General features: G+C 35.3%; 14 protein-coding genes, 1 tRNA gene and 1 pseudogene. 5 read left to right on the plus strand and 11 right to left on the minus strand.

Annotated elements, in window-relative coordinates; genetic code table 11:
* Positions 1-36 precede the first annotated feature (36 nt).
* From gndA to dnaE, 9 genes are all read right to left on the minus strand, one after another.
* On the minus strand, positions 37-1,458 hold the full coding sequence (gene gndA, locus C7K42_RS09945; RefSeq protein ID WP_014124294.1) for an NADP-dependent phosphogluconate dehydrogenase: 1,422 nt from the start codon (positions 1,456-1,458) through the stop codon (positions 37-39).
* Positions 1,459-1,618: 160 nt separating this feature from the next.
* Complete coding sequence (locus C7K42_RS09950; RefSeq protein ID WP_014124293.1) at positions 1,619-2,431, minus strand: hypothetical protein; 813 nt, start codon at positions 2,429-2,431, stop codon at positions 1,619-1,621.
* An 8-nt stretch (positions 2,432-2,439) separates the two neighbouring features.
* Positions 2,440-2,694 carry a hypothetical protein gene (locus C7K42_RS09955; protein WP_014124292.1) on the minus strand — a complete coding sequence of 85 codons (255 nt, stop codon included), beginning with the start codon at positions 2,692-2,694 and terminating at the stop codon, positions 2,440-2,442.
* Positions 2,684-3,790, minus strand: coding sequence for a DUF4352 domain-containing protein (locus tag C7K42_RS09960; protein WP_014124291.1), 1,107 nt, complete (start codon positions 3,788-3,790; stop codon positions 2,684-2,686). The genes C7K42_RS09955 and C7K42_RS09960 overlap by 11 nt, the downstream gene beginning before the upstream one ends.
* A 446-nt stretch (positions 3,791-4,236) precedes the next feature.
* Positions 4,237-4,419, minus strand: coding sequence for a 50S ribosomal protein L32 (gene rpmF / locus C7K42_RS09965; RefSeq protein ID WP_014124290.1), 183 nt, complete (start codon positions 4,417-4,419; stop codon positions 4,237-4,239).
* Positions 4,420-4,472: 53 nt separating this feature from the next.
* A complete protein-coding gene (locus tag C7K42_RS09970) occupies positions 4,473-5,042 on the minus strand; it encodes a YceD family protein (RefSeq protein WP_014124289.1) in 570 nt (189 codons plus the stop codon).
* Between the two features lie 154 nt (positions 5,043-5,196).
* The gene (gene pyk, locus C7K42_RS09975) at positions 5,197-6,963 is read right to left on the minus strand and encodes a pyruvate kinase (RefSeq protein WP_014124288.1); all 1,767 of its coding nucleotides are present in this window, start codon (positions 6,961-6,963) and stop codon (positions 5,197-5,199) included.
* Positions 6,964-7,025: 62 nt separating this feature from the next.
* The gene (gene pfkA / locus C7K42_RS09980; RefSeq protein ID WP_014124287.1) at positions 7,026-7,988 is read right to left on the minus strand and encodes a 6-phosphofructokinase; all 963 of its coding nucleotides are present in this window, start codon (positions 7,986-7,988) and stop codon (positions 7,026-7,028) included.
* Between the two features lie 162 nt (positions 7,989-8,150).
* Complete coding sequence (dnaE, locus tag C7K42_RS09985; protein ID WP_103083450.1) at positions 8,151-11,477, minus strand: DNA polymerase III subunit alpha; 3,327 nt, start codon at positions 11,475-11,477, stop codon at positions 8,151-8,153.
* A 115-nt stretch (positions 11,478-11,592) separates the two neighbouring features.
* Between dnaE and C7K42_RS09990 the strand changes: the two genes are divergently transcribed.
* A complete protein-coding gene (locus C7K42_RS09990) occupies positions 11,593-11,775 on the plus strand; it encodes a YjzD family protein (protein WP_014124285.1) in 183 nt (60 codons plus the stop codon).
* Between the two features lie 131 nt (positions 11,776-11,906).
* Here the strand turns inward: C7K42_RS09990 and C7K42_RS09995 are convergent, their stop codons facing one another.
* Positions 11,907-13,343, minus strand: coding sequence for an NCS2 family permease (locus tag C7K42_RS09995; RefSeq protein WP_014124284.1), 1,437 nt, complete (start codon positions 13,341-13,343; stop codon positions 11,907-11,909).
* Positions 13,344-13,597: 254 nt separating this feature from the next.
* Here C7K42_RS09995 and C7K42_RS10000 point away from each other — a divergent pair.
* Positions 13,598-14,401: pseudogene (locus C7K42_RS10000) on the plus strand (Cof-type HAD-IIB family hydrolase).
* A gap of 169 nt (positions 14,402-14,570) precedes the next feature.
* Positions 14,571-14,658: transfer RNA gene (locus C7K42_RS10005), tRNA-Ser, on the plus strand.
* Positions 14,659-14,849: 191 nt separating this feature from the next.
* On the opposite strand, the gene C7K42_RS10010 is transcribed toward C7K42_RS10005, so the two are convergent.
* Positions 14,850-15,431, minus strand: a complete 582-nt coding sequence (locus tag C7K42_RS10010; RefSeq protein WP_014124216.1) for a TetR/AcrR family transcriptional regulator — start codon at positions 15,429-15,431, stop codon at positions 14,850-14,852.
* Positions 15,432-15,753: 322 nt separating this feature from the next.
* Between C7K42_RS10010 and C7K42_RS10015 the strand changes: the two genes are divergently transcribed.
* Together C7K42_RS10015 and C7K42_RS10020 are read left to right on the plus strand one after the other, a co-directional pair.
* Positions 15,754-16,515, plus strand: coding sequence for a threonine/serine exporter family protein (locus C7K42_RS10015; protein ID WP_014124215.1), 762 nt, complete (start codon positions 15,754-15,756; stop codon positions 16,513-16,515).
* Complete coding sequence (locus tag C7K42_RS10020; RefSeq protein WP_014124214.1) at positions 16,512-16,955, plus strand: threonine/serine exporter family protein; 444 nt, start codon at positions 16,512-16,514, stop codon at positions 16,953-16,955. Before C7K42_RS10015 ends, C7K42_RS10020 begins: the two co-directional genes overlap by 4 nt.
* Positions 16,956-17,136: the final 181 nt, after the last annotated feature.

The raw sequence follows: 17,136 nt of genomic DNA on the forward strand, positions 1-17,136 counted from the left end.
GGACTCATCTCTTTCTTTTTTTATCGTCATTTTTTCTTATTTTTCATCATACCAAGAATAATGGAAAATACCTTCTTTATCTACTCTTTCGTAAGTATGAGCACCAAAGAAATCCCGTTGTGCTTGAATTAAATTAGCAGGTAATCTTTTCGCACGATAAGAATCAAAATAAGCAATCGCTGAGGAGAATGTTGGTACCGGCACGCCAGCTTGCACAGCCACGCCTATAACATCTCGCACCGCTTGCTGATATTTTTCCGCAATTTCTTTAAAATAATCATCTAACAACAGATTATCGATATCTGGATCTTTATCATAAGCATCTGTAATTTTTTGTAGAAATTGTGCACGGATAATACAACCAGCACGCCAAATTTTGGCAATTTCACCAAATGGCAGATTCCAATCATACTCATCAGATGCTGCACGCAATTGAGCAAATCCTTGTGCATAACTCATAATTTTGCTGAAATACAACGCTTGGCGAATTTTTTCGAGCAATTCTTTTTTATCCCCTGTAAAGGAATATTCAGGTGTTTTTTGTAAGATTTCACTTGCTTGTACACGTTCTTGTTTAAAGGCTGAAATATAGCGAGCAAAAACAGATTCTGTAATCAAAGGCAGAGGTACACCCAAGTCCAATGAACTTTGACTTGTCCATTTACCAGTACCTTTATTTCCTGCTGAGTCTAAAATCATATCAACAATCGGTTGGTCTGAACCTTGGTCATCCTTACGTGTCAAAATATCAGCAGTAATTTCAATTAAGTAACTATCCAGTTCCCCTTGATTCCATTCTGAGAAAATATCAGCCATTTCATCAACAGATAATCCTAATACATTTTTCATCAAGTCGTATGATTCAGCAATTAACTGCATATCTCCATACTCAATTCCGTTATGGACCATTTTCACATAGTGACCTGCGCCATTAGGACCGATATAAGTAACACATGGTGTACCATCTTCTGCTTTAGCAGCAATTTTTTCTAAAATTGGCGCTACTAAATCGTAAGCTTCTTTTTGTCCACCTGGCATGATCGAAGGTCCTTTCAAGGCGCCTTCTTCACCACCGGAAACACCAGTGCCGATAAAGTTAATTCCAGAGTCCGCTAATTCAGCATTTCTTCGCATCGTATTTTCAAAAAAGGTATTTCCGCCATCGATTAATACATCGCCTTGGTCTAAGTGAGGTAATAGTGATTGAATCGTTGCATCCGTTCCTTTACCAGCTTTAACCATTAATACAATACGTCGAGGTTTTTCGATTGCATTAACAAATTCTTCTACACTATAGGTAGCTTTTAAATTTTTATCCGAATTTTCTTCAACAACTGTTTCTGTTTTTGAACCAGTGCGATTATATAACGCAACGGAATATCCGCGACTTTCAATGTTTAAGGCTAAGTTTTTACCCATCACGGCCATACCGACGACGCCGACTTCTTGTTTTGCCATTTACAGTCCTCCTAAGATTACTTAAATTAATAAACCATTTATATTATAGCGTAAAAATAGTCTTATTCAAAGAAAACCACCGAGATTTCATGATTTATTATTTAGTTTTTACTAAAACATTCTTTCTTTTATTAAGTAAGTGACTGTTTATAAGCTAGTTCTAAAGATCGGCCTGTTTCCCCTTTTTTTCTTGCCAAGTAACTTTATTTACCTCTGAAAGTTGAAACTTTCGATTCTGCTGCCAATCATTTGGTTCTTGAGCATAAGTCTCAAAATCAATTGACTGGACCAGCCATTCCTCCATATCTTCATCAAATTGTAATGTCACAATGGCATTATGGGAAGAATTAGATAGTGTTTCTTCTTGTTTATCTTCTTCTGTTTTTAAATCAACAGACAAGGTATTGTCTGTATATAGATCAAATGTGACGGTGGGCTCATCACTTCCTTCAACTTTAAGCGATTCGGTATTCATGATAAACTCTTGAAAGGATTGTTCAATCGTTTCAGCGTAAGAACGTAATTCGTCAAAAGTATATTGCAATAATGCCTGCGTGTCTTTGTGAGCCGCGTCAAGATTTTCAAAATTTAAATCATTTTGGATTCCCTGATTCATAGATACATAATAAGAAACCACTTGTTTTAGTAATTGTTCTTGAAAATCTTTACTTTGTACAAAAGATTGTTGTTCATCAAAATCAAAGGTTTGATTTTCACTAATAAGGTTTTCCTTATGTTTTTCTTCTGATTTTCCATAGATTGAACTGCTAATACCATAAGAAATTTCATAATTAGCACCAATTAATGGCCCCGCTTTTTCATTCTTATTTTCCACTAAATGGCTTCCAACTGATAATGTCGCCGTTGTTGTATCTGCTATTTCTAAGTCTACATAACGTGGGTATGGCAAAAATTGTGTGGGTTTCATCCAATCGTCTTGATTTTTAGGAGTAAAAATTTTCGAATTAGTCACATATTTCTCTATATTCTTTTTTTACTCTCACCCGAAAAATTACCCGCAAAAATCGCAAAAGTCCGTTTATTTATTTTCTTTCCATCAGCAAAGCTTGGAACAACTTCTTTAAACTGTTCATAATCTTTTTTCTCAATCGCCTCTGTCAGTATTTTCACCTGATGTTTTGTAGAGTTTTTCCAGTAGTTCCACCCTAACATGACGATAACAACGCTCAATAGCACAGCAAATATTAAGATGATCTTTTTTATTTTATTGGTCACCTAATCCTCCCATAAAACCAGATATTAACCCTTTATAATCATAATTATCATTTGAATCTGAAGTATCGACTGTCCACGTACCATCTTCTTGCGTTAAATTTATTTTATAACCATCTGCAGACATATACTGCGGCTGTTCTACATCTTCCTCGTTAAGTTGTTCTGGAAGCTCCTGCAAAATATATTTTTCGGCATCTTGTTGCGCCTTTTCATAATCGTCATATTTCCCTTTGTTTTCGTCAACAAATTTATTCGTAATAGCTTCAAAGTCAATTTTATTAAAATCAATCACTTCTGGTTTTACATAAACAGATGCATGAGTAGGCGTCAAGGAGGCCATGGTATATTCAACATTTGCTTTTTCCTGATTCGTCTTTTCAAATGCTTCAACTGCTTTTTGTAGCTCACCATCTGAAGGAGAGTAAGCATCAAATTCATTTTTTAATTCATCAATAAAACTTTGGTTAAAATCTGCATGTTCTTCTTCAGTATTATTTTCTAATTGTACTTGCGTATCACTGTCTGAATCTTCTGTATTTTCATCAGCCAAAAATACTTGAGAAATATACTGATCCATCACTTCTTGAACATCTTCTGAAGGATCATTATAATCTGATGGATCTAATGCAATTTCCACTTCTTCTGCATCGGCTTCTTCGTCTTGAGAAGCTGTTGGTGCATATTGTAAATTATATTTTTTATCTTTATCTACTTTAAATACTACATAACCCGAAGTACTTTTTCCTCCAGATAAGTTTGTTCCTCGAAACATTTCAAAGTCATCATCATCTGTATAGATATCAGCATTAGAAATCTGATTATCATCACTATCATAAAGCGATAATTCGCTTGCTGATACCTGTAAGGTCTCTTCGGTATTATTCTTAATGCCCACATTTAGAGCTAGATAACCTTCTCCATCTTCAACTGTTTCGCCGTCTTGTAAAACATAGTCTCCTTGATTAATTTTAACTGTAGCATCCTCTGTTTTACCTTCGGAATTATCTTCCTCAGCGTTATTGTCACTCCCACCGCAACCAGCCAACGCTAATGTACTTGCCAACATAACCAACTTAATAACATTTCTTTTCTTCATATAAAACAGCCCCCTAACATAATAAATAAAATAAAAACAAACACTTCATTTGTCCTATTATACCTCATTTTTTTATAAAATGTCTACATGTCAGAACACAAACAATAAACGATTGTATAAAACAGCCACAATTTATTCTTTAAAATAACATTGATGTTTTTATAAAAAAACAAAACGAACAAAATAAATATAAATCATTTTTTATTTATTTTCAGGGGAATTATCGTTCAATTAAACCATTAACAGGTAAAAATTATAATAATCAAGATGGTAAGTTGCTCTTATGAAAAACATTTCGTTATTTAAAATAAGTTCGGCAAAATAGCCTAAGGTTAATCGTTTATTTTTATTTCCCCATACTACTTTTTAAAATATCTTTATTGCACAAAAAACCTTAGGCACCATGGTCAGCCTAAGGTTTTTGCTCATTTTCTATTTAAATGAATCTATGCTTCTTCTTTTGCGGTAACGTCTTTACCATCATAATAGCCACAATTTGCGCATACATGATGACTTTTTTTCATTTCACCACAATTTGGACATTCGTTCAATCCAGTAATCGTCATTTTGTGATGAGTACGGCGTTTCGCTTTTTTTGACTTCGAAGTTTTTCTAGCTGGTACTGCCATTTACTACACCTCCTTGTAGTGTGATCTATCTATTCAAAGTTTGCTTGAGGTAATTAATCATCTGTGTCATCTTCTTTTAAATCTTCTAATAATGAAGATAAATCTGCAAGACGAGGATCTGTACTTTTTTCTTTTTCCGCTTCTTTTTGTTTATTGTACTCTTCTTCTGAAATTACAGCCCAATCATCGCCCGAAGGCATTGTGCCATATTTTCTTTCTTCTTCAGTGAGCACTTGCACGGGAATTTCAAGTAATATATTATCAGCAACCGAATCACTTAAGTCCAATTGCTGGTTTTCTAACAGCAATATCTCTTCAACTGATACTGTTTCATCTAGTTGTGCATACTGCTCTGGTGTCATAAACACTTCATCTACCGAAAAATTCATTGGTAATTCTACAGGCTCAAGTGAACGAGACGAAGGCAAAGTGATAGTTGTTGTAACTATATAATGTAAAATATAATCTTCTTTTTCTACCACAACCAAACCCTCAACCTGTACAGGTGCAAGGTCTAAAATTTGTTTGTCTCGAGTCATCAATTCATTTTTAAGGTCAAGTGTTTCATTAAACTGCAGCGGTGTTTCTTGGTTTTTTCTTAATTCTGCTAAAGACCATTTCATTTATTTCACCCCTAAGCAACAAGAGCTATTATACAGACGGAAATTATCTTTGTCAACGAAATATTCGTCACCTGTAAACTCTAAAATGGAAGTAAATATTGCTCTTTTTAGCCGCTATTTACTTACTAATCATAACTAAACAGTTCTATTTTAATTAAACTGCCATCGTTTCTCCACGGTAAACAATGCCACGACGAGAATCAATTGTTACTAATTCACCATCATTAATAATATTCAAAGCATCTTTAGCACCCACAATGACAGGTAAGTCTTGGGTTACACCAACAACTGCCGCATGTGAAGTCAAACCACTTTCTTCTACAACTAAAGCAGCTGCTTTTTCAATAGCTGGCATGTATTCTTTATCTGTTGATGGTACAACTAGAACCATTCCATCTTTAGCTTTAGCCACAGCTTCTTCAGCATTCTTAGCTACAACAGTATTAGCAACTACTGAATGATCGCCAACGCCTTGGGCTTCAATTAATTTTGAGCCAATCATTTGGATCTTCATAACGTTTGTTGTACCACGTTCGCCCACAGGTACACCAGCAGTAATCAAAATCGAATCGCCTTCTTTAGCAAAACCTAATTCCAAGGTTTTCTTTGTTGCTAATTCAAACATATCATCCGTTGTTTCAGGCTTTTCTGTAACTGTTGGATAAACGCCCCAGTTTAACATCAGACCGCGTTTAGTATGGTCATCAAAAGTTACAGCCAAAATATCTGCATCTGGACGATATTTTGAAATCATCTTAGCTGTATGACCAGATTCAGTCGCAGCTACGATACATTTAACACCCAAATTCTTGGCAGCACGTGCTACAGAAAGACCAATTGTTTCCGTAACATCCGTTTTATCAAATTGGTTAATTTGGTAAGAACCAAGTTGTAACATTGATTTTTCTGCTTCTACATCAATACGAGCCATAGTGGTAACAGCTTCAACTGGATAGCTTCCATTAGCTGATTCGCCAGAAAGCATAGTTGCGTCTGTTCCGTCAAAAACAGCGTTAGCAACGTCAGAAGCTTCTGCACGGGTCGGACGTGGATTTTCTTGCATAGATTCTAACATTTGTGTTGCTGTAATAACTGATTTACCTGCAGCATTACATTTTTTAATAATATTTTTTTGCGCCATAGGGACTAATTCAGAAGGAATTTCAACACCCATGTCGCCTCGGGCAACCATAATACCGTCGGAAACTTTCAGTATTTCATCAATATTATCAATACCTTCTTGAGATTCAATCTTAGGAAAGATTTGAACATGAGTCATTCCTGTTTCTTCTAAAATCTCCCGAATATCTAATACGTCTTGTGCTTTACGTACAAAACTTGCTGCAATATAGTTAATATTATGCTGCAAGCCAAAACGAATATCATCAGCATCTTTATCAGTGATTCCAGGTAAGCTGATAGAAACACCTGGCGCATTCACGCCTTTACGTGAACCCAAAATCCCAGGGTTTTGCACTTCAGTAACTAGTTCCCGATTGCTTTCATCTTTTTCTAAAATAAGCATGTCAATTAGACCATCATCAAATAACACGTGTCCACCTTCATGAACATCATCAAAAAGACCTTCATAAGTAACAGAAATTTTGTCTTTTGTACCTTCTAATTCCGCATCCATTGCAATACGTACTCTATCGCCGATCTCAAAAGGGATCTTACCTGTTTCAGTAGCTTGAGCTGTTGTCCGGATTTCAGCACCTTTTGTATCCAAAAGAATCCCTACGTCTATTCCAGTTCTTTCAACTGCTTGATGCACTTTATCCATGCGATCTAAATGCTCATCGTGATCACCATGAGAAAAGTTAAAACGAAAAACGTTCGCTCCAGCTTCAATCAATTTTGCGATCGTATCTACCGAATTACTAGCAGGTCCTAAGGTACTTACGATTTTTGTTTTTTTCATTAATAATATACTCCTTATTTATTTAAAATAGTATGTCTAATTTATCTCATCAAAAGAAAATATCAGAATGACAATTCTTGGTTCAAATCATAAAGGGAAAGATCAGGTTGATGCTTGCCATTTTCTAGTGTATCAACAATATCTGATGAAACGACCTTATTATCAAGCAAGCCAACACAGCGACCACCTTTACCTTCTTGTAAAAGCTCAACTGCAAAACCACCGAACTTACTAGCCAACACACGATCTCTAGCACTTGGTGAACCACCACGGGCAACGTGGCCAAGAATAGAGACTCTTGTATGAAAATCGCCATAGTCTTTTAATTTTTCAGCAAATTCATTAGCGCCCATTACACCTTCAGCTACAACAATTAAACAATGTTTTTTGCCACGATCGCGACCTTCTTGAATACGTTTTGCAACTTTATCCATATGAAAATCATGTTCAGGGATAATAATCTCGTCAGCGCCTCCAGCTACTCCTGCCCATAAAGCAATATCGCCTGCATCTCTTCCCATAACTTCAATAATAAATGTGCGTACATGAGAAGTCGCTGTGTCTCTGATACGGTCCAATGAATCTAGTATAGTATTAGTAGCTGTATCAAAACCAATAGTAAAATCGGTACCAGGAATATCATTATCAATGGTACCAGGAATACCAACTGCTGGATAACCGTGTCTTGTCAAAGCAAGCGCTCCATGATAAGAGCCATCGCCACCGATGACAACTAAGCCTTCAATGCCAAATTTATTTAACTGTTCTATACCTTTTAACTGTCCTTCTTCTGTCGCGAATTCAGGATAACGTGCTGAATAAAGGAAGGTTCCTCCACGTTGAATTTTATCTCCAACATCAGCTATTTCTAAACGACGGATATCTCCAGCTACCAATCCAGCAAAACCATAATTGATTCCGTAAACTTCCATTCCGCTAAAAATCGCTTTACGTGTAATCGCACGAATCGCCGCATTCATACCAGGTGCGTCTCCGCCGCTGGTTAAAATTCCAATGCGCTTCATATTCTACTTCACCTCATTAATAGTATAATATAGCAAATCCAAATGATTGCTTTTAAAACCTTCAATTCGTTTAATATTCTATCATTAATTAAAGTAAATGTCTTGGTAAAACAAGAAAAAAACGTGATTTATGAAAATATTTAATGAAAACATTCCAGAAAATTATTTAAATACAACATTTCCTGAGCCTATAATCTCTTCTAAAGAATTCTGCAAATCTTTTGTATAAGTCACCCAATTTTTTTCCGGTAATAAGCGAGTTTCTCCGGTTTTTTCGTAGTAAATGATGACAGGGACATTGCCCCTAAATTGTTTAATCACAGCATACAAGCTAGCGACAAGTTGTTTTTGATCCGCTGCTGCCGGTATCTTCAAATAAGCTGTTTTATCAGCAATCGTATCAGCTAATGTTTTAGCTGCAACCACTTGATTAGCAATTACTTGAAGTTGATCGTTATATTTATTTTTTTCCACTTTACCTTCAATATAATAGACCTGATTTTCTACCAGCTGATTCCTAACTTTACGATACAAGCGCGGAAAGATCGTTACAGAAGTTTCATCCGTTGGGTCGTTTCCTTCTAGAAAGGCCATTTGTTCACCTTTTTTTGTTCGAATTTCTCTAACTTCAGTACCATAGATCAACAAATTGACAATGGTATTTTCGACAAATTCAGAAATATCGATTACTTTTTTTCTTTGTTTGATTTTCTCAAATTGTTCTACAGGATGTCCAGATAGATAAATTCCTAAATACTGTTCTTCTAAATTTAATTTTTCCTCCAGACTGAAATCAGTAAGTGCTTCATTTTTTAAAGCCATCATATCTAATAAATCAAGGCTACCTCCACTGTATACTACATTTTGGATTTTACCTTCTAATTGAGAAATTGCTTGTCGGCGATTTTCTTCTAACTCATCAAATGCTCCTATAGCTATTAAAGGACGGATATTTTCTTCTTTCAACCACTTACTATTATATTGATTCATCCGAGTTAGAAACTGATTTAACGAGGCGTAATTTCCGTTTTCTCTTCTTTCTGCAAGAATGTCATAAATAAAATCACGACGAATGCCTTTAATACTTCCTAAACCAAAACGAATTTCTTGTAAAGAGTTCAAATAAAAGGAATACGCACTTTGATTGATCGAAGGATTTAAAACTTTGACACCAGCATTTTTAGCGTCGCTAAGATATTCTTTTAACTTCTTAGGCGTATGCAAGACTGAACGTAGCAAGGCTTTATAAAAAGGCGCCGGGTAATGAACTTTCAAATAAGCCATTTGAAAAGCGACAAAAGAATAGGCAAAAGCATGCGAACGATTAAAACCATAATCCGCAAAACGTTCAATATAGTCATAAATTTGATTCGCTTTCTCTTTGCTAAATCCCTTATTTTGTGCGCCTTCAATAAAATAGCGGCGCTGCTTATCTAAAACACTTTTTTTCTTTTTACTGATCGCTCGCCGCAAAATATCAGCCTGACCTAAAGTAAACCCAGCCATTTGCGAAGCAATTTGCATAATTTGTTCCTGATAAACGATAACACCGTAAGTATTTTCTAATATAGGCGCTAGACTTGAATCTAGGTAATCGATTTTTTCTTGTCCATGTTTTCTTTTAATAAAGGTATCAATATTTTGCATTGGACCTGGCCGATATAATGCGTTCACTGCTGCGACATCTTCGATTGTTTCAGGAATCAAACGCCGTAAAACATTGCGAATACCTGCGGACTCAAATTGAAACACCCCTGTAGTATCTCCTTTTTGAAACAAGCGTAACGTTTTTTTATCATCTAAAGGAATGTCTTTTTGACTAATATTCTGTTTAGTCATTTTTTGAATACTTTGCAAGGCGTCAGCAATGATCGATAAATTACGTAAGCCTAAAAAGTCAATTTTTAACAGTCCAGTTTCTTCTACATCATTCATAGTAAATTGGGTTAACCAAATACCTTCAGAGCCTTCTTGTAAGGGAACTAAATCTAATAAGTCTTGATCACTGATCACTACCCCTGCCGCATGAGTTGAGACATGACGCGGTAGTCCTTCCAGTGTCTTAGCTGCTTGAAATAACTGTTTATTCCGTTCATTCATATTGGCTAATTCTCGCAGTGCTTTTGACTGAACATAGGCCTCTTCTAGAGTAATTTTCATTTGCTTAGGAATGGCATTAGACCAACGATTTGCTTCGCTTTGAGATAGACCAAAGACTCTACAAATATCACGTAAAACCATCTTAGCAGCCATTGTGCCAAAAGTAGCAATTTGCGCAGCATGGTTTTGTCCGTACTTTTGCCTTACATATTGTAAAACCTCTCCTCTTTTATTATCAGGTATATCTAAGTCAATATCTGGCATTGTATTACGTTCAGGATTTAGAAAACGTTCGAACAATAAATCATACTTAATTGGATCCACATCTGTAATGGACAAGACATAAGCAGTTAAAGAACCAGCTGCTGAGCCGCGTCCTGCGCCAGTTACAATTTTATTTTCATGTAAAAAGTCCATAACATCCCAAACAATCAGAAAATAATCATCAAAACCCATTCTGTGGATAACTGAAAGCTCATAATCCAAGCGTTCTTGATAACGTGCATCAACTTTTGCAACACGTTGAGGAAGTTTTGTTTCACACAGCTCTTTTAAATACTGACTAGCACTTTTATGATCTTTTATAGGATAATGGGGCAATAATTTTTGGTGTAAAGGAATTTGTGCCTGACAGTTTTTTGCAATCATTTCAGTGTTTTGCAAAGCTTGAGGTGCGTTTGTTTCATACCAAGCTGCTTTTTTTTCGGCTGCTTCTAAACTTTTAAAAGCAGTAACTCCTTGCATCTCTTGTTGGAGATTTTCTATTTGTTCCCCTTCTTTAATATGATGCATGACTTTTACTGAAAAAGCTTCCTCTGGATAAAGTGAATCTATCAATTGATAAGCAGCCGCTTGTACTCCTTGCTGTTGCATCCATTCATTCATTTCATCTGCTAAAGCTTCTTGATAAGCAACACCATAAAAGAGCTGATCTTTTCCAATGGTTGCTTGCAACGCAGACACTCTATTTTTAGCTATTTTTTCGTCTTCAAAACGTAATTCAGTTAATTCATTTTCAACAGGTAAAATAGCGAATAAGTCGGTTAAGGAAGATCCTTCTAATAAAACTTGTGTCCCGCTCATTTTTTGGCTTGATAAGTGCATAAGCTTTTTGTATCCTTGGTTATTTTTTGCAAATAAAAAGATTTCATGCTCTTTTTGAGTTTGTTGGGAGTAATATTCAAGTAACAATCCGATCACCGGATGTATTTGTTCCCTTTGACAAGCCTTTACAAAGGCTAAAGCACCATAAAGATTATTCCTATCTGTAATTCCTAGATACTTATAGCCCATTTTTTTCGCTAATTGAACATATTGGGGAATTTTGATCGTACTTTGTAATAAAGAGTAAGATGACAATGCTGTTAAATGTGAAGCGCTCAATTTCATGTCTCCCTTAAAAATTATGTAGTAGAAGCGTAAAGTTGAAATGTTTTCACTTTACAAGTTTTTAAATTATGATAAACTGAAACCGAATATGTAAGTATTGAAAGAAGGTGTAGCAATGCGCTACCTTATCACAATTATTTGGTCTTTAATTTTAGGACAGGTTGTTGGTTTTTTGGGCAGTGCGCTAACCAGCACAAACTATGATTTTACCTTGACGACAATTTGTTCTGTCATCGTCGGTATCATCGTTATAGCTATAGGATCAATCGCTTATCCTAATAAAAAACAAACACATTAATCACTAAAAACCCGTTACTCTTTTTATTGTAACGGGTTTTTTATTCTTTTCAAGCAGTTGTTTCTGATTTTAAATACTTGCGCTACTTTATGAGAAATAAAGAATCTTTCAAGACTTCTCATTTCCAAATTTTAAAGTAAAGCTAAAATAATAAAATTTAAGATAAACAATAGATCAATGACCCATAAGATAGGAGAAACTTCTTGTGTTTTACCTTTAATAATTTTTACAATCGTATAAAAAATAAATCCGGCTGCAATACCGTAAGAAATACTATAACACAACCCCATAAATATTGAGGCAAAAAAAGCAGGCACTGCATCTTCTAAACGAGTCCAATCAATATCTTTAAAAGAAGAAAGCATCATAATTCCTACTAGCACTAAAGCAGGAGCCGTTGCTTGGGCAGGAACAAGTGCTATTAATGGAGAAAATAGACTACTCAATCCAAACATAACCGCTACAGTAACAGAAGTTAATCCGGTTCTTCCACCAGCACCAATTCCAGCTGCCGATTCAACAAAAGTTGTGGTATTTGAAGTGCCAAAAACAGAACCAATCGAAGTAGCTACCGCATCTGCAAATAGCGCACGATCCATCTTAGTATTCATCCCTTTACTATCTTCTAAAGCATCTTCATCTTCTTTTGAAAAAATGCCCGTACGTCGACCTGTTCCTATAAATGTACCGATTGTGTCAAAGGTATCAGATAAACTAAAAGCAATGATGGTCATAATTACCTGTGGGATTTTAGCTGAATCATTAAATAATGATTGCATCCCCTCTTGTCCAAAAGCTGCGCCAAATGTTGTCCCTAACTCATTGATTGACTGCGTTAGGGAATTCGCTTGCCAATCAATAGTACTTAAATCAACGACTCCCATAAAGATCCCAATAATAGTCGTACTAACAATTCCAATCAATACTGCTGCACGAACATTGGCCACGACTAAAATCGTCATTAAAACTAAACCAATCAAAGCTAAAAGCATAGGTGCATTATCAAAATTTGATAATGCAGGAACAATACCTCCATTAATATCGGCGCTCATTATCTCGCCATTTTCTACTGTAGCGTCAATAATCGAGTCAGAGTCAGCTGAAAAAGTGAGTAAATTAGCGTTTTTTAAGCCAGAATAAGCCACGAAAATTCCGATTCCACCGCCAATTGCATGTTGCATAGTCTCAGGGATAGCCCGAATGATTAATTTACGAATTTTTGTTACTGTAATAAAGATATTAATTAAACCACAAATAAATACCATCGCTAAAGCTTGTTGCCAACTATACCCTAAACCAAAAACCACTGTATAAGTAAAAAAAGCATTTAAACCCATCCCAGGAGCTTGGGCGTAAGGTACATTAGCAAATAACCCCATGACTAAAGTTCCAATAATTGCAGCAACGATAGTAGCCAAAAATACCGCCTGAAATGGCATGCCTGCCGCTGATAATATTGTAGGATTTACAAATAAAATATAACTCATAGCAAAAAATGTTGTTACTCCCGCCATGAGTTCTGTTGAAACATTGGTCCCATTTTCTTTTAACTTGAAAAACTTCTCCATTCCCTCTTTCACTCCTTAAAAATTATCATGTCCAATAAAAATGCGAACACCTCGTAAATTCTGTTTTTACCTTGAACAATTATTGATTATAAATAGCTTCTCTCAGCAATTCAATGATTTCTTAACAAAAATAAATCTACGAGCGATAAATATTCGTGTTTCACTCGATGAAAAGGATACATTTGTTAACGTTCACTTGTAAAAAAGCGTATTTATGGTAAACTAGAAAAAAATTATTAGTAAGGGAGAACTTTATGTCAAAGAAATTAATCGCCCTTGATTTAGATGGAACAACGTTAAATAGCGCTTCACTGATTTCTGCAAGAACAGTTCAAGTTTTACAAAAAGCTCGAGATAAAGGTCATATTGTTAGTATTGCCACAGGCCGACCTTACCGTATGAGTGCTCATTATTATCAACAATTACATTTAGACTCGCCTATGGTTAATTTTAACGGAAGCTTAATTCATAAACCGAAGGAAAAGTAGTCCTATGAAAAGGAATATTCTGTTCCTCGCGAAATTGCCTTTGAAATATTAGAGCAAAGAGAAGATTTACATCTAGACTTTGTGGCTGCCGAAAATCGTCAAACTTTTTTTATTGATAAACTAGAAAATTTTCAAAAGGACTTTTTTGCTACAGATATTGCAACTGAAGCGAACTTATTTCCTCAATTAAAAACAAACCCTACTTCTGTAATGCTTAAAACCAAAAATGAATTTGCAAATTTTGTAACTGAAGCTTTAACAAAACAGTTTCCTAACGAAATTGACGTGAAAACTTGGGGCGGAGCTGCTACAATTTTAGAAGTAGTGCCAAAAGGTGTACAAAAAGCAATGGCCATCTCCGTAGTAGCCGAAGCAATGCAAGTAAACCAAAAAGATATCATTGCATTTGGCGATGAACATAACGATGTGGAACTTCTTGATTATGCTGGCTGGGGCGTTGCGATGAAAAATGGGACAGAGCAACTAAAAAGTGTAGCTAATGACGTTACCACTAAAACGAATGATGAAGAAGGTATGGTTGATTATTTAGAAGAATTATTAGCTATTTAGCTCTTACAAAAATGTACCAGGATCACTAGTGACTGATTTCTAACGATTTATGTTAACAAATAATTCTGGTGCCTTTTTTGTTTGTAAATTTTATTGGATTTTTACTAGAAAATAAAAAAATTCCCCTTGCATTTTTAGCAAAAAATGAGAAAATACTATTTGCGGACACGGAGAGTTGGCAGAGCGGTAATGCACTGGACTCGAAATCCAGCGAGCCGTATAAAAGCGGTGCACGGGTTCAAATCCCGTACTCTCCTTCCCTCAGGGCAGAAACGTTGATAAAATAGCGTTTCTGCCTTGTTTTTATTTATTGACCCCGTTTTTGACTACGTTAAACTTAAATGATTTCTTTTTTTCAAAAATAAAAAAGCTTAGATAAGGTCATGCCAGCAATTAAAGCGCATACATTCGGCCTTTATCTAAGCAAAAAGATGGGTTGTTAGTTTTTTTACTTCTTTCCGCCACTTAAATTAATATCTTCATAATTACTTTCTAAAATAACATTTACACTGTTTTCTATAATAGTAATCGTTTGTTGGCGTGACGGGACAATAACTTTTGACAACATCAAGGTAGCTAGCCCGGTAATCGTAATCCATGTACCGTGAAAAAGAGCTTCAATATATTCTTCAGATAAGTTCTGATATTCTTTTTCCTGCAGAAGTGTTTCCTTGATAAAATGATAAGAAAGATCATACATCGCTTTACCGCCACCTTTTTCATCAAGGTACATCGCCATAAATAAACGCGGGTTCTTTTGTGCAAAATCAATATAATTAATACTAATATCTATTACTTTATCTCCAGTATGTTCCACACTAAAAACCTTTTTTGTCAGATCGTCAAAGATTTCTTTGATCAAGGTCTGCTTTAAATCTTCCATATTATCAAATTCTAAGTAAATCGGCTGCGTAGACACACCCATTTGGTTTGCCACATTTCGTGCTGTAAAGTTACTAAACCCATCCTTTTCAATCAGCTCATAAGCAGCTTTTAAAATATGTTCTCTTGTATATACTTTATGTCGCATAACATAGCCCCCTTCTTTTTCTTTACGCCCGTATACTGTTATTTTAACCGACAAATACAATTTTTTAAAGGGATTTATATACGTTTTATAAAAACGGTTATTTGTGTATAATCAACTATTGTTACAGTAAAATTCACATTTTTCTTTTACTTACCTTTTTTATTTCAATCAACAGACTTATTTAACATAAGTAGTATGAGCTTCCTTGTTTAATCACTAAAATCTTTCTTGTAAGTCCCTAGGCAAACAGATAGAATGATGGAAGAGGTTTTTGTATTTTTTATAAGTATTATTGTTGATTTGTTAGACAAGGAGAATAAGTATGGAAAAAACCAAAAATTTATTAATAGATACTTGTTTATTAGCTGGAAAAATCATGATGGAGAGTGGTTCTGAGGTTTATCGTGTAGAAGATACGATGAACCGTATTGCTGAAAATGCAAATGAACCTGATAGTAAAAGTTATGTTACAGCTACTGGTATTTTCATGGGATTGAAAAGTAGTCACTCTACCCAGATTGAAAATGTAGGTGAACGAAATATTAATTTAGAAAAAGTTGAAGCTGTAAACCAATTATCCAGAGAGTTCGCTGAAAAAAGCGTCAATTTAACAACACTCTATCAGCAACTCAAAAAAATTGATAAAAATACTCCTGAGTTTCCACTGTCGATACAAATTCTCAGTGCAGCGTTTTTAAGTGCGTTTTTAATGATTTTGTTTGGCGGCAGTTGGTTAAACTTCATCCCTACGCTATTGATAGGTGGGGTCGGTTATTCTGCAAAACATCTCATTAAACAAAGTTTCGACTTACGTTTTTTTGATACTTTCTTGGCTTCATTGGTCATCGGTTTACTGGCTTTTGCCTTTACGCAAACAAATCTTGCCGTTAGTTTTGATTACATGTGTATTGGCGCGGTTATGCCCTTAGTACCCGGGGTTGCAATTACAGCTTCCTTACGAGATACTTTAGCCGGACATCTTGTTAGTGGACTTGTTCGTGGTACTGAAGCTATTATTGTAGCTGCAGCAATTGCTATTGGCATTGCTTGTGTGCTGTCTATTTTTGGAGGAATTCTAACATGACTTTTTTGCTTCATTTTTCTTTTAGTTTTTTTAGTAGTGTAGCATTTGGCTTTATAGCAAATATCCCGCGTCGTGCACTTTTAGCTAGTGGCTTTACTGGTGCTGTAGGCTGGATGATATATTTTTATTTAAATCAATTATTTCATAACATCGCTTTTCCTAATTTTGCCGCAGCATTTATTATTGGTTGTTTAAGTATCTTTTTCTCAAAGAAAAAGAAAATGCCTATGATCATTTTCTATATTCCAGGTCTAATCCCCTTAGTTCCCGGCGGACCTTCTTATGAAGCGGTTCGGGCTTTCGCTTTGGAAGACCCCAACGCTGGTTTTCAAAAATTAATGGTTGTAACAACTACGGCTATAAGTATTGCGGGAGGCTTGATGGTAACTAGTTTGGTAGAACAAATTATTAATAAATGGTTGCGTTTTAGAAGGGTTTAACAAAATACTAATTTTTTTGAAATCGGTCGCTAGTTGCATGCTTTTTTTATAATTCTGATTATAATTATAATTAGAGTGGTAGAAAACAGAGGTGGCATATATTGAGTATTACAACATCAAGAAGACTAATCAACTTCATTTCTTTATGTGGCTTTTTTGCTTTAATCTTTTTAACAGTATA

The sequence above is a fragment of the Tetragenococcus halophilus subsp. halophilus DSM 20339 genome (assembly GCF_003841405.1).
GTDB classification, from domain to species: domain Bacteria; phylum Bacillota; class Bacilli; order Lactobacillales; family Enterococcaceae; genus Tetragenococcus; species Tetragenococcus halophilus.